The 24,361-nt window shown below is 67.5% G+C and carries 22 protein-coding genes and 1 tRNA gene; 18 read left to right on the forward strand and 5 right to left on the reverse strand.

Annotated elements, in window-relative coordinates; all coding sequences use genetic code 11:
* Positions 1–142 precede the first annotated feature (142 nt).
* The 11 genes from EPA64_RS12275 (at position 143) to EPA64_RS12325 (ending at position 8,889) form a co-directional block, all read left to right on the forward strand.
* Positions 143–595 carry an RrF2 family transcriptional regulator gene (locus EPA64_RS12275; protein ID WP_134726645.1) on the forward strand — a complete coding sequence of 151 codons (453 nt, stop codon included), beginning with the start codon at positions 143–145 and terminating at the stop codon, positions 593–595.
* A gap of 174 nt (positions 596–769) precedes the next feature.
* On the forward strand, positions 770–988 hold the full coding sequence (locus tag EPA64_RS12280; RefSeq protein ID WP_134726646.1) for a hypothetical protein: 219 nt from the start codon (positions 770–772) through the stop codon (positions 986–988).
* 96 nt (positions 989–1,084) lie between these two features.
* Complete coding sequence (locus EPA64_RS12285; protein WP_134726647.1) at positions 1,085–2,071, forward strand: sulfate ABC transporter substrate-binding protein; 987 nt, start codon at positions 1,085–1,087, stop codon at positions 2,069–2,071.
* Positions 2,071–2,907: a sulfate ABC transporter permease subunit CysT gene (gene cysT / locus EPA64_RS12290; protein ID WP_181953516.1), complete on the forward strand. Its 837-nt coding sequence runs from the start codon at positions 2,071–2,073 to the stop codon at positions 2,905–2,907. Before EPA64_RS12285 ends, cysT begins: the two co-directional genes overlap by 1 nt.
* Entirely contained in the window at positions 2,900–3,784 is an 885-nt protein-coding gene (gene cysW / locus EPA64_RS12295; RefSeq protein WP_134726649.1) for a sulfate ABC transporter permease subunit CysW, read from the forward strand. Before cysT ends, cysW begins: the two co-directional genes overlap by 8 nt.
* A gap of 11 nt (positions 3,785–3,795) precedes the next feature.
* The gene (locus EPA64_RS12300; protein ID WP_134726650.1) at positions 3,796–4,515 is read left to right on the forward strand and encodes a sulfate/molybdate ABC transporter ATP-binding protein; all 720 of its coding nucleotides are present in this window, start codon (positions 3,796–3,798) and stop codon (positions 4,513–4,515) included.
* A gap of 159 nt (positions 4,516–4,674) precedes the next feature.
* A complete protein-coding gene (locus tag EPA64_RS12305) occupies positions 4,675–5,700 on the forward strand; it encodes a glycosyltransferase family 2 protein (protein ID WP_134726651.1) in 1,026 nt (341 codons plus the stop codon).
* Complete coding sequence (locus tag EPA64_RS12310) at positions 5,697–6,602, forward strand: NAD-dependent epimerase/dehydratase family protein (protein ID WP_134726652.1); 906 nt, start codon at positions 5,697–5,699, stop codon at positions 6,600–6,602. The genes EPA64_RS12305 and EPA64_RS12310 overlap by 4 nt, the downstream gene beginning before the upstream one ends.
* Before the next feature lie 37 nt (positions 6,603–6,639).
* Positions 6,640–8,214, forward strand: a complete 1,575-nt coding sequence (locus EPA64_RS12315) for a hypothetical protein (RefSeq protein WP_134726653.1) — start codon at positions 6,640–6,642, stop codon at positions 8,212–8,214.
* A gap of 7 nt (positions 8,215–8,221) precedes the next feature.
* Positions 8,222–8,611 carry a GtrA family protein gene (locus EPA64_RS12320; RefSeq protein WP_134726654.1) on the forward strand — a complete coding sequence of 130 codons (390 nt, stop codon included), beginning with the start codon at positions 8,222–8,224 and terminating at the stop codon, positions 8,609–8,611.
* The gene (locus EPA64_RS12325; RefSeq protein ID WP_246026742.1) at positions 8,608–8,889 is read left to right on the forward strand and encodes a CRISPR-associated protein Cas4; all 282 of its coding nucleotides are present in this window, start codon (positions 8,608–8,610) and stop codon (positions 8,887–8,889) included. The genes EPA64_RS12320 and EPA64_RS12325 overlap by 4 nt, the downstream gene beginning before the upstream one ends.
* A 489-nt stretch (positions 8,890–9,378) precedes the next feature.
* Here EPA64_RS12325 and EPA64_RS12330 read toward each other — a convergent pair whose 3' ends face one another.
* Positions 9,379–10,278, reverse strand: coding sequence for a LysR family transcriptional regulator (locus tag EPA64_RS12330; protein WP_134726656.1), 900 nt, complete (start codon positions 10,276–10,278; stop codon positions 9,379–9,381).
* Positions 10,279–10,421: 143 nt separating this feature from the next.
* Here EPA64_RS12330 and EPA64_RS12335 point away from each other — a divergent pair, with 143 nt between their 5' ends.
* From EPA64_RS12335 to EPA64_RS12360, 6 genes are read left to right on the forward strand one after another with little or no spacing between them, the layout of a single operon-like run.
* Positions 10,422–11,390, forward strand: a complete 969-nt coding sequence (locus EPA64_RS12335) for an ABC transporter permease (protein ID WP_134726657.1) — start codon at positions 10,422–10,424, stop codon at positions 11,388–11,390.
* Entirely contained in the window at positions 11,387–12,265 is an 879-nt protein-coding gene (locus EPA64_RS12340; RefSeq protein WP_134726658.1) for an ABC transporter permease, read from the forward strand. The genes EPA64_RS12335 and EPA64_RS12340 overlap by 4 nt, the downstream gene beginning before the upstream one ends.
* The gene (locus EPA64_RS12345) at positions 12,262–13,239 is read left to right on the forward strand and encodes an ABC transporter ATP-binding protein (protein ID WP_134726659.1); all 978 of its coding nucleotides are present in this window, start codon (positions 12,262–12,264) and stop codon (positions 13,237–13,239) included. The genes EPA64_RS12340 and EPA64_RS12345 overlap by 4 nt, the downstream gene beginning before the upstream one ends.
* Complete coding sequence (locus EPA64_RS12350; protein ID WP_134726660.1) at positions 13,236–14,294, forward strand: ABC transporter ATP-binding protein; 1,059 nt, start codon at positions 13,236–13,238, stop codon at positions 14,292–14,294. Before EPA64_RS12345 ends, EPA64_RS12350 begins: the two co-directional genes overlap by 4 nt.
* Complete coding sequence (locus EPA64_RS12355; RefSeq protein WP_134726661.1) at positions 14,291–15,865, forward strand: ABC transporter substrate-binding protein; 1,575 nt, start codon at positions 14,291–14,293, stop codon at positions 15,863–15,865. The genes EPA64_RS12350 and EPA64_RS12355 overlap by 4 nt, the downstream gene beginning before the upstream one ends.
* A complete protein-coding gene (locus EPA64_RS12360) occupies positions 15,862–17,748 on the forward strand; it encodes a CocE/NonD family hydrolase (protein WP_220443749.1) in 1,887 nt (628 codons plus the stop codon). The genes EPA64_RS12355 and EPA64_RS12360 overlap by 4 nt, the downstream gene beginning before the upstream one ends.
* Positions 17,749–17,925: 177 nt before the next feature.
* Here EPA64_RS12360 and EPA64_RS12365 read toward each other — a convergent pair.
* Both EPA64_RS12365 and ychF read right to left on the reverse strand, forming a co-directional pair.
* A tRNA-Ser gene (locus EPA64_RS12365) sits at positions 17,926–18,015 on the reverse strand.
* 359 nt (positions 18,016–18,374) lie between these two features.
* The gene (gene ychF, locus EPA64_RS12370; RefSeq protein WP_134726662.1) at positions 18,375–19,472 is read right to left on the reverse strand and encodes a redox-regulated ATPase YchF; all 1,098 of its coding nucleotides are present in this window, start codon (positions 19,470–19,472) and stop codon (positions 18,375–18,377) included.
* A 133-nt stretch (positions 19,473–19,605) separates the two neighbouring features.
* Here ychF and trpA point away from each other — a divergent pair, with 133 nt between their 5' ends.
* Positions 19,606–20,403, forward strand: a complete 798-nt coding sequence (gene trpA / locus EPA64_RS12375; protein ID WP_134726663.1) for a tryptophan synthase subunit alpha — start codon at positions 19,606–19,608, stop codon at positions 20,401–20,403.
* A gap of 120 nt (positions 20,404–20,523) precedes the next feature.
* Here the strand turns inward: trpA and EPA64_RS12380 are convergent, their stop codons facing one another.
* Positions 20,524–22,050, reverse strand: a complete 1,527-nt coding sequence (locus EPA64_RS12380) for a Ppx/GppA family phosphatase (RefSeq protein WP_134726664.1) — start codon at positions 22,048–22,050, stop codon at positions 20,524–20,526.
* 48 nt (positions 22,051–22,098) lie between these two features.
* A complete protein-coding gene (locus EPA64_RS12385; protein WP_134726665.1) occupies positions 22,099–24,264 on the reverse strand; it encodes an RNA degradosome polyphosphate kinase in 2,166 nt (721 codons plus the stop codon).
* Positions 24,265–24,361 lie beyond the last annotated feature (97 nt).

Below are 24,361 nucleotides of genomic sequence, written 5' to 3' on the forward strand. Positions count from 1 at the left end.
GTTATTCTACATGGCTCGCGGCGGACGAGTAGTGGGGCGGCAACTCGCTGCGGGAAAATCACGCGCGTTGATCGTGTTTATGGCCTGCGGCGGACGCGCGGCCTATATCGCTGACAGGGGTGTCGGCGGGACCGGGGGGCGCATGATCACGCAAAAGATGAAATACGCGCTCAAGGCCCTGCTGGTGCTGGGGGACGAATCAGGGCGCGACCAGCCCCAGCCCCTGACCATCGAGGCGATCGCCCGCCGGTCGGGGACGCCCAAGCGGTTCCTGGAACAGATCCTGCTGGAAATCCGCAACGCCGGCATCGTCAGCTCGATTCGCGGCCGCGCGGGCGGATACAGCCTGGTCAAGCGCCCCGAGGATATCGCCATTTCCGAACTGCTGCGGCTGATCGACGGCCCGATTGCCCCCCTGCCCTGCCTGTCGCGCAGCGCCTATCAGCGTTGTGACGACTGCACGGACGAGGCGACCTGCCGCCTGCGCAAGGTCTTTGCCGAGGTGTTCTGGTCCTATCTGATCCTGATCGACTCGCTCAGCCTTGCCGACATGCTGCGATCCGAGGCGGTCGCGGCGCGGGTCACTGCGGACTGATATCCGTAATCCTTTTCAAGGGTTTGCAGCAAGAAAGCCCGCGGCGCCGGGGAATCCTGTTCTCTGCGACCGCTTCAGAACGAACAAACTTTCCTGTTGCCTAATACGACCAACTTGGTCGTTATTTAGTGCATGGCCGACCCTCACGGCCGGACCGATCGAAGGATCGAGACAATGACCGCACGGACCCGCCCCGACGACCCGGCCCCCCGGCCGCTTTGCGCCGTCACCCTGATCGACCGGCGCACCGGCCGGGCGCATCGCATCAACGGCGCCCCGCTGCAGGCTTTCAGCCGCGACCCCGACAAATCCGCCGCGGCCCTGCTGGCCGGGCGTGACCGGGGCATCTGGGACACGCGCATCCAGCCGCTGCCGGAAACAACCACGATCTGACCGCGACACCACGGCGCGACCGCGATCCCCCGAAAGGCACCTGCCTTTCGGGCCGGCCCGCCGCACGCCGCCGCCATCCCTGAAAGGACGCACAGCATGACCCGACCGTTCAACATCTCCGCCCTTGCGCTGGCGCTGCTGGCCTTTGCCCCCGCAGCGCACGCCCAGTCCCTGCTGAACGTCAGCTATGATCCCACCCGCGAGCTTTACCGCGACGTGAACCAGGCGTTCATCGCGCACTGGACGGCGCAGGGCAATCCAACCCCGCAGATCGAGACGAGCCACGCGGGATCGGGCGCGCAGGCGCGCTCGGTGATCGACGGGCTGAACGCGCAGGTGGTGACGCTGGCGCTGGCGTCCGACATCGACAGGATCGCCGCGGCGGGCAAGCTGCCGGCGGACTGGCAGGCGCTGCTGCCCCACAATTCCAGCCCCTATACCTCGACCATCGTGTTCCTGGTCCGCGAGGGGAATCCCAAGGGCCTGAAGGACTGGGGCGACCTGCTGCAGGACGGGGTCGAGGTCGTCACCCCGAACCCAAAGACCAGCGGCGGGGCGCGCTGGAACTATCTGGCCGCCTGGGCCTGGGCCGAGAAGAACGGCCGCGATCCCAAGGCGTTCGTGGCCGATCTGTTCACCCATGTTCCGGTCCTTGACACCGGCGCGCGCGGCGCCACCACGACCTTCGCGCAGCGCGGCATCGGCGACGTGCTGCTGGCCTGGGAAAACGAGGCGTATCTGGCGCTGGCGGAACTGGGCGAGGATCAGTTCGACATCGTCGTCCCCTCGGTCAGCGTGCTGGCCGAACCGCCCGTGGCGCTGGTCGAGGCCAACATCGCCGACGACGCGCAGCGCAAGCTGGCGACGGCCTATCTGGACTATCTCTACACCCCCGAGGCGCAGGCGCTGGCGTTCAAGCACTATTACCGCGCCTGGGACGCCAGCGCCGCCGACCCGGCCGACGTCGCCCGCTTTCCCAAGCTGGACCTGGTGACGATCGGGGACTTGGGCGGCTGGGCCAAGGTGCAGCCGGAACACTTCGGCGACGGCGGCATCTTCGACCAGATCCATGTGGCAAAATGATGCGCGCGCCCCTGATCCAGCGCTCCGCGATGCCCGGTCTCGGCCTTTCGGCCGGGATCACCCTGTCCATGCTGTCGCTGGTCGTGCTGCTGCCGGTCGGCGCGCTGCTGTGGCAGGGGGCCGAGTTCGGCGCGGCCAACATCTGGGACACGCTGAACCGCGACCGGGTGTGGGCCGCGCTGTGGCTGTCGTTCCGGCTGTCGTTCCTGGCGGCGATGTTCAACCTGGTCTTCGGCGTGCTGCTGGCCTGGGTGCTGGTGCGATACAGCTTTCCCGGACGGCGGCTGCTTGACGCCGCGGTGGACCTGCCGTTCGCGCTGCCGACGGCGGTCGCGGGAATCGCGCTGACCGCGCTTTATGCGCCGAACGGCGTCCTGGGCAGCCTTGCCGCCGATGCCGGCTGGAAGATCGCCTATACGCAATGGGGCATCTTTCTGGCGCTGGTCTTCGTCGGCCTGCCCTTCGTCACGCGCACCGTCCAGCCCGTCATCGACGAGATCGACGCCGAGATCGAGGAGGCGAGCGCCAGCCTTGGCGCCTCGCGCCTTTATACCCTGCGCAATGTCATCCTGCCGATGCTGGCGCCCGCGGCGCTGACCGGCTTTGCGCTGGCGCTGGCGCGGGCGGTCGGGGAATACGGGTCGGTCATCTTCATCGCCGGCAACATCCCGCTGCGGACCGAGATCGCGCCCCTGCTGATCGTCATCCAGCTTGAGGAATACAATTACGGCGGGGCCGCCGCGATCGGGCTGGCGATGCTGCTGATCTCGTTCCTGATGCTGCTGGTCATCAACCTCATCCAGATCTGGTCACGCCGGAGGATCGGTCATGTCTGACGCAACCCTGCACCGCCCCGCCGCCACCCGGCCGTCGTTCCGCCGCCCCACGGACGAGGCCCCGGCCCTGCGCGCGGCCCTGATCCTTGTCGCCGTGGGCGGGCTTGCGCTGCTGGTTGCCGCGCCGTTGGCGGCCGTCTTTGCCGAGGCGCTGGCCCAGGGCTGGGCCGCGTCGATAGCCAGCCTCGGCAATCCCGATGCGCGGTCCGCCATCCGGCTGACGCTGCTGATCACGGGGATCGCTGTGCCGCTGAACGCGGCCTTCGGCATTGCCGCCGCGTGGCTGATCACCAAGTTCGACTTTCGCGGCAAGGCGTTCCTGATCACGCTGATCGACCTGCCATTCTCGGTCAGCCCGGTGGTTGCGGGGCTGTGCATCGTGCTGCTGTTCGGGGCGAACTCGGCCCTGGGCGGCTGGCTGGTGGCGCACGGGCTTCCCGTCGTCTTCGCCATTCCCGGGATCGTGCTGGCAACGGTCTTCGTGACCTTTCCCTTTGTCGCCCGCGAGCTGATCCCGGTGATGATCGAACAGGGCCGGGCCGAGGAGGAGGCCGCCCTGACGCTGGGCGCGTCGGGCTGGCGGACGTTCCGCACCGTCACGCTGCCCAACATCCGCTGGGCGCTGCTTTACGGCACGCTGCTGTGCACGGCCCGCGCGATGGGCGAGTTCGGCGCGGTCGCCGTCGTGTCGGGCAAGATCCGCGGCCAGACCGCGACCATGCCGATCACCATCGAGATGCTTTACAACGAATATCTTTCGGTCGCCGCCTTCTCGATGGCCGCGCTGCTGTGCGGGCTGGCGCTGATCACCCTGACCCTCAAGACCGTCCTGGAACTGCGGCACGCGGACTCGCTGTCCGCCAACCGCCGCCACTGACAAGGATCGCCATGCATATCGAAATCGACGAGATCGCCAAGGCGTTCGGCACCACAACGGCGCTGCATCCGGTGTCGCTGTCCATCCCGCAGGGGGCGCTGGTCGCGCTGCTGGGCCCGTCCGGGTCAGGCAAGACGACGCTGCTGCGCATCCTGGGGGGGCTGGAGTTTCCGACGTCCGGCCGCGTGCTGTTCGACGGGCAGGACGCCACGGGCATGACCGTTCAGGACCGCCGCGCGGGCTTTGTGTTCCAAAGCTATGCGCTGTTCCGGCACATGACGGTGTTCGACAACATCGCTTACGGCCTGCGCGCCCGGCCCCGCGCCTCCCGCCCCACCAAGGCGGAAATCACCCGCCGCGTGACCCGCCTGCTGGACCTGATCCAGCTGCCCCAGATCGCCGCCCGATACCCGACCCAGCTGTCGGGCGGGCAGCGCCAGCGGGTGGCCTTGGCCCGCGCGCTGGCGATCGAGCCGCGGATGCTGCTGCTGGACGAGCCGTTCGGCGCGCTGGACGCCAAGGTCCGCAAGGAACTGCGGCAGGGGTTGCGCGACATCCATGACGAAACCGGGCTGACGACGGTCTTTGTCACCCACGACCAGGACGAGGCGATGGCGCTTGCCGATCTGGTCGTCGTCATGTCGATGGGTCGCATCGAGCAGGTCGGCAGGCCCGCCGACATCCGCAACCGCCCCGCCACCGGCTTTGTGCGCGATTTCATCGGCGCGTGATGCGGTGCAGGGTTTGGCGGCGCAGGGTCGCGCCGCGCAGGTCGCCCGGCGCGTGTCCGGGCGGGCGTTCCGCGGCGCCGGCCCAGAAATCCCTTGACGGTTCAGGGCCTCGGGCATGAAGCTGGGCTGCGCAGCCCCGGATTTCTGGCAAGAGAGCCTATGGCTTACGACATTGCCCAGGTGCCCGTCACAATCAGCATTGTCGTTCCCGTATATTGCGGCGGCGAGTATCTGCGGACGCTCACAAGGGCGATCGACGACCTCCGGCTTGACCTGCAGGCGCAGGATTGTCCGTTCGCGCTGGCCGAGATCATTTTCGTCGACGATGCCGCAATCGACGATTCCGCCCCGCTCATCGATCGGCTGGCAACGGAACATCCCTGGATCATCGCGCTGCACCTGTCGCGGAACTTTGGCCAGCACCCGGCGACGATTGTCGGCATCCTGCACAGTTCGGGCGACTGGGTGGTGACGATGGACGAGGATCTGCAGCACCGGCCCGAGCTGATCCCGGTCATGCTGGGCAAGGCCGCGACAAGCGGGGCCGACCTTGTCTATGCCCATCCGAACGGCGGCGTCCACGAGGCGGCCGTCCGGGATTTCACCTCGCGCATCTTCAAGCGCATGATGCAGTGGCTGACGGAAAACCGGAACCTGTCCAGCTTCAACAGCTTTCGGCTGATCCGCGGGCCGCTGGCGCGCGCCGCCGCCAGCGTCTGCACGCATGACACCTATCTGGACATCGCCCTGTCGTGGTTCACCCAGCGCATTCAGATGGTTTATGCCGACATGAAGGACGAACGGTATATCCGCACCGGCCGCAGCGGCTATACGATGAAATCCCTGTTCTCGCATGCCTGGCGGATGGTGTTTTCCAGCCAGATCAGGCTGTTGCGCATGGGCGCGGTTCTGGGGCTGGCGATGATGGGGCTGGCGGTGGCGGGCAGCCTGTATTTCCTGGCCCTCAACGTCCTTTACCCGCAGGAAATCCGGGTGCGGGGCTGGACCTCGCTGTTCCTGACGGTCTCGTTCTTCGGCGGGCTTTCCTCGTTCATGCTGGGAATTGCGCTGCAGTATCTGTCCACCCTGATCCTCAAGGCGCACGGCAAGCCCACGTTCTTCACCATCGACCGGTCCAGCGATCCGGCGCTTGCATCGTGGTTCGCGCAACGGCCGGTCCCATGAGGATGTGGCGCCTTGCCACGGGCGGGCAGCGGTGCCGGGTTCTCTTGTTCGGGACGGGGCTGGTCGGCAGCGCGATCGCGCGGGCGTTGCGCATCCGCTTTCAGGCGCAGGGCGAGCTGTTGCCCTATGACTGGCAGGATGCGGACCTGCGTCGCGCGCAGCGCGATGCGATCCGGGGCGCGCTGGGGACGCCGGACCGCGTCATCCTTGTCTGGGCCGCCGGATGCAGCGGCTTTGGGTCCAGCCCCGGGGATATGGCCCGCGAAACCGCGCTGGTGGACGAACTTGTCACGTTCGCCTGCCAGATCAAGGCGGACCGCCCCGCCCCGACGGTCGATGTGCATCTGCTCAGCTCGGCCGGTGGCCTGTTCGAAGGCCAGACCCACTGCACCGCCGCCAGCCTGCCGCGCCCGCTGCGCCCCTATGGCCACGGCAAGCTGGCGCAGGAAACCCTGCTGCGGCAGGCCACGACGCTGGACGGGCGCCATGTCCACCGCCCCAGCACCGTCTATGGTGCGGCGGGCACGGGCCGGGTGGGGCTTGTCGCGGCGCTGATCGGCAATGCGCTGAAGGGCGCGACCACCCGCATCTTCGGCAGTCCGGGGACGCTGCGCGACTATGTGCTGGCCGACGACATCGGCCGTTACGTCGCAAGCCGCATCGGCGCCGCGGGGAATGGCGCGGTCAGCGTCCATCTTTTGGCGGCGGGACGACCGACCGCCGTCCACGAGATCATCGAGCTGGTCGGCCGCTGCCTCGACCTGCCGCTGCGCCTGCAGTTCGATCCCCATCCGACGAACACCCGCAACATGAGCTTTCTGCCCTCGGCGCTGCCCGCCGGGTGGACCCGGACGCCGCTGGCGACGGGGATCGCGCTTTTGGCGCACGCCCGGCCGCGCTGACCAAGGGCCCGCGCAGGGGCCGACAAGGATGATGCCGATGATCGACCGCATCAGCCCGCCCGCGCCGACACTCGCCCGCCGCGGGCTTGTGCTGGCCTGGCTCGCATCCATCCCGTTTCTGGGGGTGCTGTATCTCAAGATCCCGCCGTCGCCCGACCAGATGCAGTTCGATTACATGGCGTGGCTGGCGACGCAGGGGGTGCCCTATTATTCGGGGACGTTCGACATGAACTGGCCCGGCGGCATGATCCTGCAGGAAATCGCCATCCGCCTGTTCGGACCCCGCGCGTATAGCTGGCATCTGGCCGATTTCCTGATGCTTCAGGCGGTCACGCTGGCGATGGCGCTGTTCCTGCACCGGGCGCGCTTTGATCTGGCCCGTTTCATCGTGCTGCCGCTTTATCCCACGCTTTACGTGACCTCGGGCTATTGGATGGCCGGCCAGCGGGACGTGATCGCGGTGGGGCTGCTGCTCTGCGCCTGCGCGGCGATGCTGGCCGGTCCCCGGCACGAGCGGCGGTCGTTCCTGATCGCGGGGATGCTGACGGCCTGCGCGGTGCTGGTGCGGCCGACCTATCTTTCCGTCCTCGCCGGCCTCATCATCCTTGAGGCGGCGCCCCGCGCCTGGGTCGGGATCGCCCGCAAGCATGAGGCGGGCGCGCGCATCGGGTTGCTTGCGGCCGGCTTTCTTCTGCCGTTCGCCGTGGTCGTCGGCGCGGGAGTGTGGATCGGCAATCTGGACGACTGGTATCAGCAATCGGTCGTGTTCACCTCGCTGGTCTATCTGGACAAGCCGCCGCTGGACCCGATGGCAACCCTGCGCGCGACGTTCTTCGGTGCCTGGCACTGGCTGACGTTCTGCGCCACCGTCGGGCTGTTCCTGTGGGTCCGCCGCGACAGCAGGCTGTCCTATCCGGCGATGCTGGTGATCGGGCTGTGCGCGGCCATCGCGCTGTCGTATTTCGCGCAGAACAAGGGCTTCGGCTATCACCTTGGCGGTGCCCTGCCGGTCCTGATCCTGCTGACCGCCGTCGCCGTGGACGGGCTGGCCACATGGGCGCGGACCGCGCGGGCAGGCCCGGCGCGGACGGCGCTGCGGCTGGCGCTGGTGCTGACGGTCCTGCTTGTCTGCGCCGGAACCTTCAAGAAGCTGTGGGGGGAAAGGCACTATCTGGCCGATATCGCCGCCCACGGGATGACGCCCGTCCCGCACAGCGGCATGACCGGCAGCGATCAGGCCCGCCTGGTCGCCATGATAAAGGCCGGAACCGGGGCCGACGACCGGATTGTGCAATACGGCACGCTTTACCAGATCCCCTATCTGGCCGGACGGCAACCCAGCCACCGTTTCATCACCCCCGCCGTCGAGCTGATGACCCGCGATTTCCCCCTGTATACGGCATGGATGGGCGAAATTGCCGAAAGCCTGCACCGGACGCAGCCCCCGTTCGTGCTGATCGAACATGAGGCGGTGGAACGCACAGGCGACGTGCTGCGCCCGCGCAAGCCCGCAACGCCCGTGCTGACAGCCCTGCTGGACTATGTCGGCACGGATTACAGCATCGTCATGCAGGGCGATTACGGCTTTCTTCTGAAACGAAACGCCGACTGATCGGGCCATGAAGACCATCAACCTGATGCAAGCGGCAAGGTTCGGTCTGGTGGGATTGTCGTCCACCGGCGTCTATTTCCTTCTGCTGTTCCTGCTGCAGGGAAAGATCGGGAACCTGCCGCTGCTGACCGCCTGCTGCTATGTCCTCAGCATGATCTATAATTTCCTGCTGCAGGGCTGGTTCACCTTCGGCGCGGGACGGCCCGGCAAGGCCACGGCGGCGCGGTTCGTGGCCATGCATCTCGGCGCACTTGCCTTCAACTCCGCCGCGATGACGGCTCTGGTCGAGGGGCTTGGGGTTCCGCTTTTCCCGGCACAGGTCGCGACAACCGGCGTGATCGCCGTCTCGACCTATCTGGTTTCCCGGCATTGGGTTTATCCGCGCGCGATCGAGTGACAGGGCAGCCGGTGCCCGAAGGCGCGCTGTTCTACGCCACGACGAAACGGCGCGTGAACGTCACCTTCGACCCCGACCTGCGCGCCCTGACCGAGGCGACCGCGGTCGAGCTGGCCGCCGTCCTGTCGAGCGGCATCACCCCGCCGCCCACGCCCCATCGCAGCCGCTGCCGCGCCTGCTCGCTGATCGAACTGTGCCGCCCTGACAGCATGGCGCGCGCCGTCCGGGCCTGGCGCCGCCGTCAGGTCGAGGCCGCTACCGCCGAGGAAGGCCCGTGAAGAAGCTGCTCAACACGCTTTACGTCACCACCCTAGCACTCCCCGTTCGAGCCGAGACTCCGTCGTCTTTTCCAACTGGTAAGTCGTAGTAACCTTCCTCCATGTAGATCGAAATCACACTTTAGCTGACATGCCGCAGACTTGCGGGCTGCTACCAGGGATCGTGCTACTCAAGTACAGTCTCTAGCCAGTTCAGCGGACAGTCGCATTAGCGCAATGACGACGAAATTTCCCGCCTCTTGGCCGGATAATACGGCATTATGGATCCTGGGGCATACTATCCGAACATTTTTGGGGGCGCGCGTCCGGCTCGCCGCCTGCATGCGCAGTCCGCCGCGTTGAAACAAAACCCGTGGTTACGGCAGTAGATGCAGCGGCACAATTCTTGGGACTGAAGGCGGGCGTGCCCTCGAAATGGCCACACGCTGGTCAATCGGCTCGGGAACGTCGCTAAGCTGATTACGTCACTCTGCGTCCTGTTCAACGAGATCAGGACAATGGCATCCCGGTGAGATGGTTGGTCGCAACCCGGACGAAATCGTGCATGGTCTCGCTGGGCGGCACCTGCTCTGCCATTGCGAAAGAGAAGTGGTGCAAGACACGTTCTGCGAGTGGCCTGATGGCGATCGGAAGATGCACATAGTCGCGTGCCATCAATTCGTTCACCAACGTGACGCCCAATCCCCTCGCCGCCAGGGCGCAAGCTGACATCACCGAATGCGCCTCGATACGGACATCCGGGCGCAGGCCATGCGCCCAGAACAGTTCGTCGATGTCCCGGCGCGGAAGTCGCAAGCGGCCGAGCAGGATCAACGGCACTCCGAAGAGATCATTGACCGATACGGTTTCCTGCCCCGCCAGGGGGTGATCCTGCGACATGACGCAGACGGTCCGCGCGGAAATGACCGGCGTTGTCGCCAGCCCGCCGCGTTGCGTGGGCATGCGCAGAAAGCCCACTTCCGCACGTTCATCCAGCAGCATCCGTTCAATCGTGTCGTAGGCGCCGCTGTGGACCTCGACCTGCACGCGATCGTTCCGGGACAGGAACTCCTGCAGTATCGAGGGAAGGATCGACAGCGTCAGGCTCGCCGGAACGGCGATGCGCAGCGTGATCGAGGCGGCATTGCCGCTGCCGATTTCCCGGGCGCGGGTCCGCAACCGCGCGCCGTGGTCCAGCACGAGGCCGATCTGCGCGTCCAGCATCCGCGCCTCGCGCGTCGGCACCAGCCGGCCCTTGTCGCGCTGGAACAGCGCCAGCCCCAGTTCTGCCTCAAGTTGCGACAGCCTCCGGCTGACCGCGGACTGAGATACCGCAAGCCGTCGTGCCGCCCCTTGGGTCGAGCCGGTTTCGAGGATCGCGTGGTAGGTCGTAAGGAGGTTCAAATCCAAGGCTATGCGATTCCCGCATCAAATGACGCTATTATCTCATATCATTGCATAAACCCGAATCGCGTTGCAAGTTGCCCGAAGCTGGTGGGGAGAGGGCAGCAGATGAAGCAATCAGCCGATTTTCGGCGGGCCGACGCGCGGACATGACGGTCTTTCTGCTGCGCCGACTGATGCAGGCCGTGCTGGTCCTGCTCGTCACCTCCATCATCGTGTTCGTCGGCGTGTATGCGATCGGCGATCCGCTCGAGATCCTGCTGCCGGCGGATGCGAGTGCAGCGGAACGCGCTCAGGTCGCGGCGTCGCTCAGGCTCGACCAGCCGCTGCCGGTGCAATACCTGCACTTCCTCGGCTCTGCGCTGACAGGCGATTTCGGGCGCTCCTTCGTCTTCAACCGCCCGGCGCTCGACGTGATTTTCGAGCGACTGCCGGCAACGTTGGAGTTGACGTTCACCGCCCTGATCCTGTCGCTGATGATCGGCCTGCCTCTGGGCCTGTGGGCCGGGCGCCGTCCCGGCACGCTGGTCGATGAGAGCGTGATGACAGGCTCGATCGTGGGCTTCTCGCTGCCGAACTTCTGGCAAGGGATGATGCTGATCATGATCTTCGCAGTCTGGCTGGGCTGGCTGCCCTCGACCGGCCGCGGCCAGACGGGCGAAATCCTGGGGATCCGCACCAGTTTTGCGACATGGGACGGCATCCGCCACCTGATCCTGCCAGCCACCAACCTCGCGCTTGCGCAGATCGCGCTGGTGATCAGGCTCACGCGGACCGGCGTGCAGGAGACGATGCCCTTGGATTTCGTCAAGTTCGCCCGCGCCCGCGGCATCTCCGAGCGGCGCATCCTGATGGTCCATGTGCTCAAGACCATCCTTATTCCCATCGTGACCGTTCTGGGGATCGAGTTCGGCTCGCTGATCGCATTCGCGGTCGTGACCGAGACGATCTTCGCCTGGCCGGGGGTCGGCAAGCTGATCATCGATTCCATCAATGCGCTCGACCGGCCCATCGTGGTGGCCTACATCCTGGTGATCGTGACGATGTTCATCGTCATCAACTTCGTCGTGGACATCCTCTATTCGGCGCTCGACCCGCGTGTTCGGAGGCGGGCATGAGCAGGGACGGCATTCTCGTCCGGGCGCTGCGGGGTCTGCTTGGCAGCCCCAAGGCGACCATCGCGGCCATCGTCTGCCTGCTGCTGTTCGCGGCGGCGATCCTGGCACCGGTGCTGGCGCCGCAGAATCCCTATGACCTCGGGCAGATCGACATGTTCGACGCCCGCCTGCCGCCGGGCGCGGAAGGCTACAGCGGCATGACCTACTGGCTCGGCACCGACGCGCAGGGCCGCGACATGCTGTCGGCCATGCTCTACGGACTGCGGACCAGCCTGTCGGTGGGTGTGACGGCCGGGGTTCTGGCGCTGCTGGTCGGGACCGCGCTGGGACTGATTGCGGCCTATGCGGGCGGCCGGCTCGATGCCTTCGTCATGCGGGTCGTGGACCTGATGCTGGGCTTTCCCACGATCCTGATCGCGCTGATGATCCTCGTCGTCTTCGGCCAGGGGACATGGAAGGTCATCATCGCGCTGGTGATCGTGCAATGGGCCTATTTCGCCCGCGCCGTCCGCGGCGCCGCGCTGGTCGAGGCGGGCAAGGACTATGTCGAGGCCGCCCGCTGCCTCGGCCTGTCGCCGGCGCGCATCCTTGCCATGCATATCCTGCCGAACTGCCTGCCGCCGCTGATCATCATCGGCACCATTCAGGTGGCGACCGCCATCGCCGCCGAGGCGACGCTGAGCTTTCTCGGCATCGGTCTGCCGATCACAGAACCCTCGTTGGGGCTGCTGATCGCCAACGGCTATCAGGTGCTGCTGGCGGGGCAGACATGGATCAGCGTCTACCCCGGCCTGCTGCTGCTGGTGCTGGTCTTCTCGATCAACGTGGTCGGCGACCGGCTGCGCCAAGTCCTGAACCCGAGGCTTGCAACATGAGCGGCGACACCCTGCTGACCGTCCGCGGGCTGAAGACCCATTTTCCCACGCCCGCCGGCACCATCAAGGCCGTGGACGGCGTGGACCTGATGCTGAAGCGCGGGCAGATCCTGGGCCTTGTCGGGGAAAGCGGCTCGGGCAAGTCGATCACCGGGTTCTCGCTGCTCGGGCTGGTCGATCCGCCGGGTCGCATCGTCGAGGGCACGCTGGACTTCAAGGGCGAGGACCTGCGCGCGGCATCGCCCGACCGCCTGCGGGCGCTGCGCGGCGACCGGATCGCGATGATCTTCCAGGACCCGATGATGACCCTGAACCCGGTCCTCAGGATCGGCACGCAGATGGTGGAAACCGTGCTCGCCCACCGCAAGGTCAGCCGGGCCGAGGCGCGGGCGCGCTCGGTCGAGGTGCTGGCCAAGGTCGGCATCCCGCATCCCGAGGAACGCATCGACGCCTATCCGCACGAGTTTTCGGGGGGGATGCGCCAGCGCGTGGCCATTGCCATCGCGCTCTTGCACGAACCCGACCTGATCATCGCGGACGAACCCACGACCGCCTTGGACGTGACGATCCAGAGCCAGATCCTCGCACAGGTCCAGAAGCTCGCGGCCGAGATGGGGATGGGGCTGATCTGGATCAGTCACGACCTGGGCGTGGTGGCCGCCTTGGCTGACGAGATCGCGGTCATGTATGCGGGGCGCATCGTCGAACGCGGCACGGTGGACGAGGTGCTGGACAGCCCACGCCACCCCTATACCCAGGGTCTGATCGCCTCGACTCCGATGGCGAACGACCGCGGCCGGCCCTTGCGCCAGATCCCCGGCTCGGCGCCGCCGCCGCTCGGCCGTCCCGAGGGCTGCCCGTTCCGTCCGCGCTGTCCGCGCGCCACCGAAACCTGCCTTGTCGATCCGCCCGAGACTCTCGTGGCCGAGAACCGCGGCTGGCGCTGCTTCCACCCGCTGGAGGGCACACCATGATCGAGATGATCCGCGTCGAAGGCGTGACCAAGCTGTTCCGCCGGGAACCTGACCTGGCCGAGCGGCTGGCCATTCGCGCGGGCCTCGCCAAGCCGCCCGCGACCGTCCATGCGCTCGATGGCGTGGACCTGACCGTGAAACGGGGCGAGGTCGTGGGACTGGTCGGCGAGAGCGGCTGCGGCAAGTCCACGCTTGGGCGCGTCGTGGCCGGAATGCTGCCGCCGACCGCCGGGCGGGTGCTGAACCAGGGTCGTGACATTGCCACGCTGCGCGGGGCCGAGGCGCGCGGTGCCCGGCTGGCGACCCAGATCATCTTCCAGGACCCGATGTCCTCGCTGAACCCGCGCAAGCGCGTGGCCGAGATCATTGGCGAGGCGCCGCGCGTCCACGGACTTGTGCCCGCGGCAGAGGTGCCTGCGCGCGTGGCCGGGCTGATGGCGCGCGTGGGGCTCGATCCTTCGTTCGCGGGTCGCTATCCGCACCAGTTCTCGGGCGGGCAGCGCCAGCGCATCGGGATCGCGCGGGCGCTGGCCGTGAACCCCGAGTTCCTCGTCTGCGATGAAAGCATCGCCGCGCTGGACGTGTCGATCCAGGCGCAGGTCATCAATCTGTTCATGGAACTGCGGCGCGAGCTGGGGCTGACGCTGCTGTTCATCAGCCACGACCTGTCGGTGGTGCGCCACATCTCGGACCGCGTGGTCATCATGTATCTGGGCCGTGTCGTCGAGGAGGCGCCGGCGGATGCCGTCTTCGCGGCGCCCAACCACCCCTACACACAGGCCCTGCTGGAGGAGATCCCGCGGCTCGACCGCCGCCGGCGCGCCTTCTCGACCGTGAAGGGGGAAATCCCTTCGCCGGTCAATCCGCCGCCCGGTTGCCATTTCCACCCCCGCTGCCCCTTCGCGATGGAGGTCTGCACGCGGGTTCGTCCGGCCCTGGCCGAAATCGTCCCCGCCCACCGTTCCGCCTGCCACCTGAACGACCCCGAAGCGCGCATGTCGCCGCGCCTCGGCTCTGCCCAGCAAGAACAACTTCAACGACAGGGAACCCCATGAAACGCTTTCTCGCCTCCGTGGCGGCAGCCGCGCTGCTGGCTGGCGCCGTCCCGGCCTTCGCCCAGGACCTCATCATCGGCCGTTCGAGCGAACAATCCTCGATTGACCCGCAGTTCTCCCGCACCGGAAACAACCAGCAGACATCCGAGATGATCTTCGGCCGGCTGGTCGATTTCGACCAGAACTACCAGATGAGCCCCGGCCTGGCCGAAAGCTGGAAGAACGTCGATCCGACGACCTGGGAAATCACGCTGCGCGAGGGCGTCACCTTCCACGACGGCTCGCCCCTGACGGCCGAGGACGTGATCTGGTCGCTGGAACGCGCCGACGAGGTGCCGAACTCGCCCGCGCCTTACACCGATCAGGTCGCGGCCATTGCCAAGCTGGAAAAGGTGGACGACCGCACCCTGCGCGTGACCACGACCGAGCCCGCGCCATCGCTGATGGAGAACATCGGGCGCGTCTTCATCGTCAAGCAGGCGGCCGTCGAGGGCCGCGCCAGCGAGGATTTCATGCAGCCCGCCGTGGCCGTCGGCACCGGGCCCTACAAGTTCGTGTCCTGGACCCCGGGCGAGGCGCTGCGGCTGGAAGCCTATGATGGATACTGGGGCGAGAAGCCCGAGTTCAAGGATGTCGAGGTCCGCTTCATCTCGAACGACGCGGCCCGTGTCGCGGCGCTGCTGTCGGGCGCGGTGCAGGTCATCGACGCCGTTCCGCCCGCGGACGTGCCGCGTCTGGAACAGACCGAGGGCGTCGAGGTCGTCTCGGCCCCTTCGGGTCGGGTGATCTACCTCGCGCTGTCGCAGCGGGGCGACGAGGCGCCTGCCGACGTCACCGACCTGAACGGCAAGCCGCTGGCCACGAACCCCTTCAGCGACCCGCGCGTGCGCAAGGCGATTTCGCTGATGATCGACCGGCAGTTGATCGTTGATCGGATCATGGGCGGGGCGGGCACCCCGGCCGGCCAACTCGCGCCCGAGGGCCTGGGCGGCCATGTCGCCACCCTTGCAGCCGATCAGGCCGATCCTGCGCAGGCCAAGGCGCTGCTGGCCGAGGCAGGCTATCCCGAGGGCTTCGGCATCACCATCTCGTCCTCGAATGACCGCTTTCCCGGCGACGCGGATCTCGCGCAGGCGCTTGGGCAGATGCTGACGCGGGGCGGCCTCAAGGTGAACGGCGTCAAGGTGTTCCCTTACAACGTCTATTCCAAGGCGGCCTCGGCAGGCGACTATGGCGCCTTCGTGTTCTCGCTGGGGGCATCCACGCCCACCTCGGCGCCGCTGCTGCAGTCGCTGCTTCACACCTATGACAAGGATGCCGGAAAGGGCGCGTTCAACCGGATGCGCTTCTCGGACCCTGAGTTCGACACCCAGCTTGAAGCCGCCCTGCAGGAGTTCGACGAGACTAAGCGGATGGAGCTGCTCGAGCAGGCGACCACGACCGTCTTCGCCGAAACCCCGATCGTGCCGCTCTACTGGCAGAAGAACCACTGGGCGACGCGGGACGGCCTGAAGATCGAGGGTGGCCTTGCCGAGGACACCCTGGCCCAGGACGTGCGGCGCGCACAATGACCCAGGCGCCCGTTCCGAACCCGGCCGAGCTGACGCCTGCCGAGGTGCTGGCCCCCGACGTCGTCGTCCACCGGAACGTCATGGTGGCGATGCGCGACGGCGTGCGGCTCGCGACCGACATCTACCTGCCGGCACGGAACGGGCAGCCCCTTGGCGACGCGCGCCCCGTCATCTTCGAGCGCACGCCATATGACAAGGCGGGCACGCCGCGGACCGAGTTGTCCGTGGCGGACCCCAAGCCGATGACCCGGCCCGAGCTGGCCATGCGGCTGGTGCGGGAAGGCTATGCGGTCGTCTGGCAGGATTGTCGCGGCCGCTATGGATCGGAAGGCACCTTCACCAAATACGTGAACGAGGCCGAGGACGGTTACGACAGCATGGTCTGGCTTGCTGGCCAGCCTTGGAACGCTGGCCGCGTCGGCACGATGGGCCTCAGCTATGACGCCCATGTGCAGATGGCGATGGCCTGCCTGAATCCTCCGGGGCTGGCCTGCATGGCGGTCGATTCAGGCGGCTTTTCGAACGCCTTCACCTGCGGCATCCGCCAGGGCGGTGCGCTCGAGATGAAGCAGGCGACCTGGGCTTGGAACCGCGCCCACGAAAGCCCGCGTGCCATCGCAAACCCGGAGATCCGCGCCGCCATCGAGGCCGAGGATATATTCGGCTGGATGCGCCAGACCCCGTGGACGCGGGGCCGCTCGCCAGTCCGGTGGGATCCCGACTACGAGGCCTATCTGCTGGACCAGTGGCAGCACGGCACCTTTGACGATTTCTGGAAGCGCACCGGGCTTTGGGCGGCGGGCTATTACGACAGCTTCCCGAGGGTGCCCATCATCTTCATGTCGAGCTGGTATGACGTCTATGTCCCCACGACCTTGGAGAACTACGCGGGTCTCAAGGGCGATCCCGGGCGGCCGCTGACGCTGATCATGGGGCCATGGACGCACGGAAACCGCTCGCGCACGGTCTTTGGGGATGTGGACTTCGGGCCGGCGGCGACCTTCGACGGACAGATCGACCGCGACTGGCTGAGCTACCGGCTGAAGTTCTTCGCCCGCTGGCTGAAGGATGAACCAGGCGAGGATGACCCGCAGCCGGTCAAGGTCTTCATCATGGGCGGCGGTTCGGGCCGGCGCACAAAGGACGGCCATCTCGATCACGGCGGCCATTGGATCGGCGCCTCGGACTGGCCGCCCGGCAACGCGACACCCCTCGTCCTCTATCCGTCGCCTGACATGACGCTGGGCACGACAGAGCCCCGGAAAGGCGCCCTCAGCTATGATTATGACCCCCGCGATCCCGTCCCGACAATCGGCGGCGCGCTGACTTCGGGCGAGCCGATCTTCACCGGGGGCGGCTTCGACCAGGTCGAGTCAGGGGGCTTCTTCGGCTGCACCTCGCCCGGGATGCCGCTCTCGGCGCGGCGCGATGTGCTCAGCTTCGAGACTGCGCCACTTGAGGAGGACATGACAATCGCCGGCCCGGTGACCGTCCGGCTGCGCGTGTCCACCGATGCGCCTGACACCGATTTCACGGCAAAGCTGATCGACGTCTATCCGCCGTCGGCTGACTATCCACGCGGCTATGCGCTGAACCTGTCGGATGGCATCTTCCGCGTTCGCTACCGCGACGGATGGGACAAGCCGCGCCTGGTCGAGGCAGGCGAAGGTCCCTTCGAAATCACGATCCAGCCGTTCGCCACGGCAAATCTGTTCAAACGGGGCCACCGGATCCGGTTGGACATCTCGTCCTCGAACTTCCCCAAGTTCGACATCAACCCTAACACTGGCGAAGCCGAGGGAACCTCACGCCGGTCGCGTGTGGCGACGAACACAGTTCATCTGGGCGCCGGCACGCGGCTTGAGTTGATGAGAATCGACTGACTTGCCGCACCGGGGAGTCTAAACAGCAGCCCGCCAGAGCGGCGGGCGCTGTCGCCCCAAGTTCGAGGTCTACTGCATCGTGTATGAGCTGGAAGGGCTGAAGTGACGCGGCCGGCCGATTCCGGGCACACTCAACTGCAACACCGCTTTTGTAAGCCACTGAAATCATGAAAATGATGGCGGAGACGAAGGGATTCGAACCCTCGAGGCGGTTTCCCGCCTGCACCCTTAGCAGGGGTGTGCCTTCGACCACTCGGCCACATCTCCGCCGCGGGGTCTAGCAGCAGGGGGCGGCGGGGAACAAGGGCCTGGGGTTATATAACTGCAGTTTTTTCGGTGCGGATCGGCGTAAACAGGTGTCCGGATGCGCGAGTGACGCGTGCGGGCGCGACGACCTGCCACATGCGCCAGTGGCGCGCGCGACGACGCCACCGGCCCGCCTTGTGGCCCGGTGCTGTTTACAGCGCGGCGTCCCGTTCAGGGGACGACCTGCCACATGCGCGTGTGACGCGCGCCCCCGCGCCAGCAGGGGCCGCCTTGTGGCCAAAACCGTTCACCGGCCGCCGGCCGGTCAGCGCGCGACCTGCGCCGCGGCAGGCCCGAACACCGCCCCTGCGCCGCGCAACTTAGGCGTTGAACAGGAAATGCAGGACGTCGCCGTCCTTCACCTCATAGCCCTTGCCTTCGACGCGGAAACGGCCCGCCTCGCGGGCGCCGGCCTCGCCGTTGCCCGCGACGTAATCGTCATAGGCGATGGTCTCGGCGCGGATGAAGCCCTTTTCGAAATCGCCGTGGATGACGCCGGCGGCCTGCGGGGCCAGCGTGCCGCGGGTGATCGTCCAGGCGCGGGCCTCTTTCGGCCCCACGGTGAAATAGGTCTGCAACCCCAGCAGCGCATAGCCGGCGCGGATCAGGCGGTCCAGGCCCGCCTCGTCCAGCCCCATCTCGGTCAGGAACATCTGCGCCTCGCCGGCGGGCAGCTGGCTGATCTCTTCCTCGATCCGGGCCGAGATGACGACGTGGCCCGCACCCTGCGCGCGCGCCATTTCGGCCACGCGGTCGGACTGGGCGTTGCCGTTCGCGGCGTCCTCCTCGGCCACGTTGCAGACGAACAGGACAGGCTTTGCCGTCAGCAGCTGCAGCATGTCCCACGCCTTGCGGTCGTCCTCGGCCACGGGGACGGTGCGGGCGGGCTGGCCCGCCTCCAGCGCGGCCTGCGCCTGCCTCAGCAGGCGGTCCTGCGCCACCGCCTCCTTGTCGCCGCCCTTCAGCTTGCGGGACAGGTTCGCCAGCCGCCGCTCGATCGATTCAAGGTCGGCGATCATCAGCTCGGTCTCGATCGTCTCGGCGTCGGCGACGGGGTCAACGCGACCCTCGACATGGGTGATGTCGCCGTCCTCGAAACAGCGCAGGACATGGGCGATGGCGTCCACCTCGCGGATGTTGGCCAGGAACTGGTTGCCCAGCCCCTCGCCACGGGACGCGCCCTTAACCAGCCCCGCGATATCGACAAAGGTGATGCGGGTCGGGATGATCTGTTTCGACGCGGCGATGGCGGCCAGCCGGTCCAGCCGGGCATCGGGGACCGCGACCTCGCCCACGTTCGGCTCGATCGTGCAGAAGGGGAAATTGGCGGCCTGCGCCGCGGCGGTCCGCGTCAGCGCGTTGAACAGCGTCGACTTGCCCACGTTCGGCAGCCCGACGATCCCCATCCGAAAGCCCATGATCGCATCCTTTTCCCGGTCTGGCGGCCTTTTAGGTCAGGGCGGCGGGGGCGTAAAGCGCGACGGGGTTCCCGCCGCCGCCGCGATGGCCTAGCAAGGTCGGCGATCCGACAACCCCCAAGGGAACGCACGCATGACCCGAATCGACGCCCGTTTCGCCGCACTCAAGGCCGAGGGACGCAAGGCGTTCGTGTCCTATACGATGGCCTGCGATCCCGACCGCGAGACGTCGATGGCGGTGCTGCGCGGCCTGCCCGGCGCGGGCGTGGACATCATCGAGCTGGGGATGCCCTTCACCGACCCGATGGCCGACGGGCCCACGATCCAGGCGGCGGGCCAGCGGGCGCTGGCGGCGGGCGGCAGCGTCACCGCCACGCTGGACATGGTGCGCGAGTTCCGCCGGACCGACGACGAGACGCCGATCGTGCTGATGGGCTATTACAACCCGATCTATGCCCGCACCGGCGGCGTCGACGGCTTTCTGGCCGAGGCGGCCGCGGCCGGGGTGGACGGGCTGATCGTCGTGGACCTGCCCCCCGAGGAGGACGCCGAGCTGTGCCTGCCCGCGCAGGCGGCGGGGCTGAACTTCATCCGGCTGGCGACGCCCACGACCGACGACCGCCGCCTGCCGGCGGTCGTGCGCAACACCTCGGGGTTCGTCTATTACGTCAGCGTCACGGGCATCACCGGCGGACCCGCCGCCGACGCGGCCGAGGTCGCCCCCGAGGTCGCGCGCATCCGCGCCGCCGCGGGACTGCCGGTGGTGGTGGGCTTCGGCATCTCGACCCCGGACGCGGCCGAGGCGGTGGCCCGCGTGGCCGACGGCTGCGTCGTGGGATCGGCCATCGTCAAGCGGATCGCCGAGGGGCAGACCGTGGACGAGGTGCTGGGCTTTGTCGCCAGCCTCGCCGCAGGCGCGCATCGCGGCTGACGGATGGCGGCGCGGATGCGCCGCATGCCGCCGCATGGGACCGGCGGCCCGCACGGGGCCGGAACGGGGCGCGCCCCCTGCCGCTGACCGGCCGTCCCGCCGCGTGGACGCGCCATCATGTCACGTCACGACCGGCTGAACCCCCAGCACCTGCGCCAGCGCGGCCAGCCGCGCCTCGGCCACCTCGCCCATCAGGGCGCGGCCGGTGCGGGTCAGGGCCAGCCGCAGCTCCCCCTGTTCGCGGTCCAACGCCAGTTCGCCCGCCTCGGCCGGGTCGCCCACGGAAAACATCGCACCAAAGCGCATCGCGCGGCCCAGCGTCTCGGCATCGCGGATCTCGTCCTCGGACAACAGGCTGAACAGCGGCGCCATCGACGACCCTGCCCGGCTGGATTTGTAACGGTGCAGCAGCGCCAGCCCCAGAAACACCCGTTCGGGGTGCGACAGCGCGGCCAGATTGGCGCGGGTGACGTTGTCAAAGCACGCCTCGGCCCGATAATCGGGGTGCGCGCGCCAGCTGGTGTCGTGCAGCAGGCAGGCGGCCCGGATCAGCCGTTCGCGCGCGGGCGTCGCGTCGGGGAACAGCGGCATCAGGAACTGATACAGCTTTTTCCCCGATCCCGGCATCCGCGCCATCTGGCGTTCGGTGAAGCGTGCGGCCTCGATCAGCGGGTCGCGCCTGCGGATGCCGTCGGGCATCTGTTCGTAAAGCAGCCCTTCGCGGATGCCATACGAGCTGATGGCGATGCGCGAGTCCGGGAAAGTCTGCACAAGCTGGCGCAGCACCTGCGCGGCCAGCGGCACCAGTTCGATCCGGCTGCCCGAGATCCCGGTGCGCGAGCGCAGCGCCGACAGGTCGTTCTGGCCGATCCATTTGACCGTCGCCATCACGTCGTCCGCCGTCATGCGGTATTCGTGCAGCACCGTCATCGGATAGGCGCGGCGTTCCATGTCCAGGCGGGCGATGGCCCGCCACGACCCGCCGACCAGATACAGCTGTTCGTGATCCGTGCCGATCTGTTCGGCGGTCTCGATCAGCACCTTTTCGATATGACGCTTCTGGGCCTTGGGTTCGACCTGCTGCAAGCGGAACGGCCCCAGCGGCGTGCTGATCCGGCGGCCGACGGTGCCGCCCGCGACCTCGGCCAGTTCCATCGAGCTGCCGCCGATGTCGCAGACCAGCCCGCGCGCGTCGGGCCAGCCCAGCATCACGCCCTGCGCGGACAGCCGCGCCTCCTCCTCGCCGTCGATGACCCACAGTTGCAGGCCGGTCTGCTTTTCGACCGCGCGGTGAAACGCCGGGCCGTCGGCGGCCTCGCGCACGGCAGCGGTGGCGACGCAGGTCAGCGATTCGATGCCCATGCCCTGCGCCAGCGCCGCGAACCGGGTCAGCGCGGCCATGCCGCGGCGCACGCCGTCGGGGTTCAGGACGCCGGTCCTGGCCAACCCCTGCCCCAGCCCCGCCATGATCTTTTCGTTATAGAAATACGCCGGGCTGCGCGCCGCGCCGTCGAACACCACCAGCCGGATCGAGTTCGAGCCGACATCGACGACCCCCACCCGCTTCAGCTCGCGCGCCGAGCGCACCGGCAGCCCCTGCTTGCCAAAGGGCGACACGCGCCGGCCCGACGTCGTTGTGAGGTTCATGGGAATCCCCCGGTCATCATCGCGCAACGGGCGCGGCTTGCGTTTGGTTCAGTCGGACGAATGGGTCAAGGCCGGAACGTCCCCCGCCCCCGCCGTCCCGCGCCCGGACAGCGACGGGTTTTCCATGAAGAACCGGTGGCAGCTGAACAGGTCGTCGCGCCCGTCCGGCAGGTGGCGCAGATAGCGGCCGTCGGGCATCAGCAGCCAGCTTTGCGCCTCGTCGGCCATGTTGGCGGCCATGATCTGGCTGGTGATCTGTGCCTTGACGGTGTCGTTCAGGCATTCGATCAGCGTTTCCACCCGCCGCGTGAGGTTGCGGCCCATCCAGTCGGCCGAGCTGATGAACACGCGCGCCTTGCGCGACGGCAGGCCGTGGCCGTTGCCGAAACAGACGATGCGGCTGTGTTCCAGGAACCGCCCGACGATCGACTTGACGCGGATGTTGTCCGACAGCCCCGCGATGCCGGGACGCACGCCGCAGATGCCGCGCACCACCAGGTTGATGCGGACGCCGGCGTCGGATGCGGCATACAGCGCCTCGATCACCTCCTTGTCGATCAGGCTGTTCATCTTGGCCCAGATCTCGGCGGGCCGGCCCCGGCGGGCGTATTCCGCCTCGCGCGCGATCAGGTCCAGCAGCGTCGATTTCAGGTTGATCGGGCTGATCGCCAGGTTTTCCAGCCCCTCGGGCTGAACATAGCCCGACAGATAGTTGAACACCTTGGTCGCGTCGCGCCCCAGCGCCGGGTCGCAGGTGAACAGCGACAAATCGGTATAGATGCGCGCCGTGATCGGGTGATAGTTGCCGGTGCCGAAATGGGTATAGGTGACCAGCCCCTCGCCCTCGCGCCGGACCACGGTGCTGATCTTTGCGTGGGTCTTGTAGTTCATGAACCCATAGACGACATGCGCGCCCGCGCGTTCCAGCCGGCGCGACTGGCGGATGTTGGCGGCCTCGTCGAACCGCGCCTTCAGCTCGACCAGCGCCACCACCGACTTGCCCGCCTCGGCCGCCTCGCACAGCGCGGTCACGACCGGGCTGTCCCAGCTGGTGCGATACAGCGTCTGCTTGATCGCCACCACGTCGGGGTCGCGCGCCGCCTGCTGCAGAAAGCGGATGACCATGTCGAAGGTTTCATACGGGTGGTGCAGCAGCATGTCCTTGTGCCGGATCGCCGCGAACATGTCGCCGTCGTGGTCCTGCACCCGTTCCGGCACGCGCGGGGTGAATGACGGCCATTGCAGGTCGCGGCGGCTGTCCACGACCAGTTCGCGCACGTCGGCCATGCCGACCAGCCCCTCGACCTCGATCACCTCGTCGGCGCCGACCTGCAGTTCCTGCATCACCAGCGTCCGCAGGCGGCTGGGCGCGCCCGAGGTGATCTTCAGCCGGATCACGTCGCCCCGGCGGCGGCGCTTCAGCGCCGTCTCGAACTCGCGCACCAGATCCTCGGCCTCGTCCTCGACCTCAAGGTCGCTGTCGCGCAGGACGCGGAACACGCAATGACCGGTGTCGCGATAGCCGGGGAACAGGCGGCCCAGGTTCATCAGCAGCAGGTCTTCCAGCCGCAGGAACCGCTCGCCCCCCGGCAGGGGCACAAAGCGCGGCAACTGGCCGGGGATCGGCAGCAGCGCCTGCATCTGGCGGCCGTCGGATTCGCGCGCCAGCTGCAGCGCCAGCGACAGGCCGGTGTTGGGGATGAAGGGGAAGGGATGCGCGGGGTCGATGGCGAGCGGCGTCAGCACGGGAAAGACCCGCTCCATGAACTGGGTGCGCAGGTATTCGGATTCGGCCCGCGTCACCCGGCTGCGGGACAGGATGACCAGCCCCTCGCGTTCCATGTCGCGGCGCAGGCGGTTCCAGACGCCCTGCTGGGCGGCCATCAGGCGGCGGGCGTCGGCGTTCACCATCGCCAGCTGTTCGGCCGGCGACAGCCCGTCGTCGGACGCCGTGGCGTTCCCCTCGCGCACCAGTTCGCGCAGGCCGGCGACACGGACGGTATAGAACTCGTCCAGGTTGGTGGCCGAGATCGACAGGAACCGCAGCCGTTCCAGCAGCGGCACGCGCGGGTTCCTCGCCTCATCCAGCACCCGCCAGTTGAAGCTGAGCCAGCTGAGTTCCCGGTTGAAGAACCGCGCCGGGCCGATGGGCGTCCCGTCCGGCAGGCTGCGCGGCGGGGGGAAAGGGCATTTCAGGAAATCGGCTTGGGTCATCGGCAATCTGCGGTTGGATGGCGACGGGCAACAGGCGGCATCATGGTCGCGGCGCGGCGGGGATGCAAACCCGCAGCAGCGGCGCGGCATGGGGACA

The sequence above is a fragment of the Paracoccus luteus genome, from assembly GCF_004522155.1.
GTDB lineage: Bacteria > Pseudomonadota > Alphaproteobacteria > Rhodobacterales > Rhodobacteraceae > Paracoccus > Paracoccus luteus.

Bases quoted from the DNA above. Each gene is read 5' to 3' on its own strand.
- EPA64_RS12275 (WP_134726645.1), top strand. From the start codon at position 143: ATGATCACGCAAAAGATGAAATACGCGCTCAAGGCCCTGCTGGTGCTG.
- EPA64_RS12280 (WP_134726646.1), top strand. From the start codon at position 770: ATGACCGCACGGACCCGCCCCGACGACCCGGCCCCCCGGCCGCTTTGC.
- EPA64_RS12285 (WP_134726647.1), top strand. From the start codon at position 1,085: ATGACCCGACCGTTCAACATCTCCGCCCTTGCGCTGGCGCTGCTGGCC.
- cysT (WP_181953516.1), top strand. From the start codon at position 2,071: ATGCGCGCGCCCCTGATCCAGCGCTCCGCGATGCCCGGTCTCGGCCTT.
- cysW (WP_134726649.1), top strand. From the start codon at position 2,900: ATGTCTGACGCAACCCTGCACCGCCCCGCCGCCACCCGGCCGTCGTTC.
- EPA64_RS12300 (WP_134726650.1), top strand. From the start codon at position 3,796: ATGCATATCGAAATCGACGAGATCGCCAAGGCGTTCGGCACCACAACG.
- EPA64_RS12305 (WP_134726651.1), top strand. From the start codon at position 4,675: ATGGCTTACGACATTGCCCAGGTGCCCGTCACAATCAGCATTGTCGTT.
- EPA64_RS12310 (WP_134726652.1), top strand. From the start codon at position 5,697: ATGAGGATGTGGCGCCTTGCCACGGGCGGGCAGCGGTGCCGGGTTCTC.
- EPA64_RS12315 (WP_134726653.1), top strand. From the start codon at position 6,640: ATGATCGACCGCATCAGCCCGCCCGCGCCGACACTCGCCCGCCGCGGG.
- EPA64_RS12320 (WP_134726654.1), top strand. From the start codon at position 8,222: ATGAAGACCATCAACCTGATGCAAGCGGCAAGGTTCGGTCTGGTGGGA.
- EPA64_RS12335 (WP_134726657.1), top strand. From the start codon at position 10,422: ATGACGGTCTTTCTGCTGCGCCGACTGATGCAGGCCGTGCTGGTCCTG.
- EPA64_RS12340 (WP_134726658.1), top strand. From the start codon at position 11,387: ATGAGCAGGGACGGCATTCTCGTCCGGGCGCTGCGGGGTCTGCTTGGC.
- EPA64_RS12345 (WP_134726659.1), top strand. From the start codon at position 12,262: ATGAGCGGCGACACCCTGCTGACCGTCCGCGGGCTGAAGACCCATTTT.
- EPA64_RS12350 (WP_134726660.1), top strand. From the start codon at position 13,236: ATGATCGAGATGATCCGCGTCGAAGGCGTGACCAAGCTGTTCCGCCGG.
- EPA64_RS12355 (WP_134726661.1), top strand. From the start codon at position 14,291: ATGAAACGCTTTCTCGCCTCCGTGGCGGCAGCCGCGCTGCTGGCTGGC.
- EPA64_RS12360 (WP_220443749.1), top strand. From the start codon at position 15,862: ATGACCCAGGCGCCCGTTCCGAACCCGGCCGAGCTGACGCCTGCCGAG.
- ychF (WP_134726662.1), bottom strand. From the start codon at position 19,472: ATGGGCTTTCGGATGGGGATCGTCGGGCTGCCGAACGTGGGCAAGTCG.
- trpA (WP_134726663.1), top strand. From the start codon at position 19,606: ATGACCCGAATCGACGCCCGTTTCGCCGCACTCAAGGCCGAGGGACGC.
- EPA64_RS12380 (WP_134726664.1), bottom strand. From the start codon at position 22,050: ATGAACCTCACAACGACGTCGGGCCGGCGCGTGTCGCCCTTTGGCAAG.
- EPA64_RS12385 (WP_134726665.1), bottom strand. From the start codon at position 24,264: ATGACCCAAGCCGATTTCCTGAAATGCCCTTTCCCCCCGCCGCGCAGC.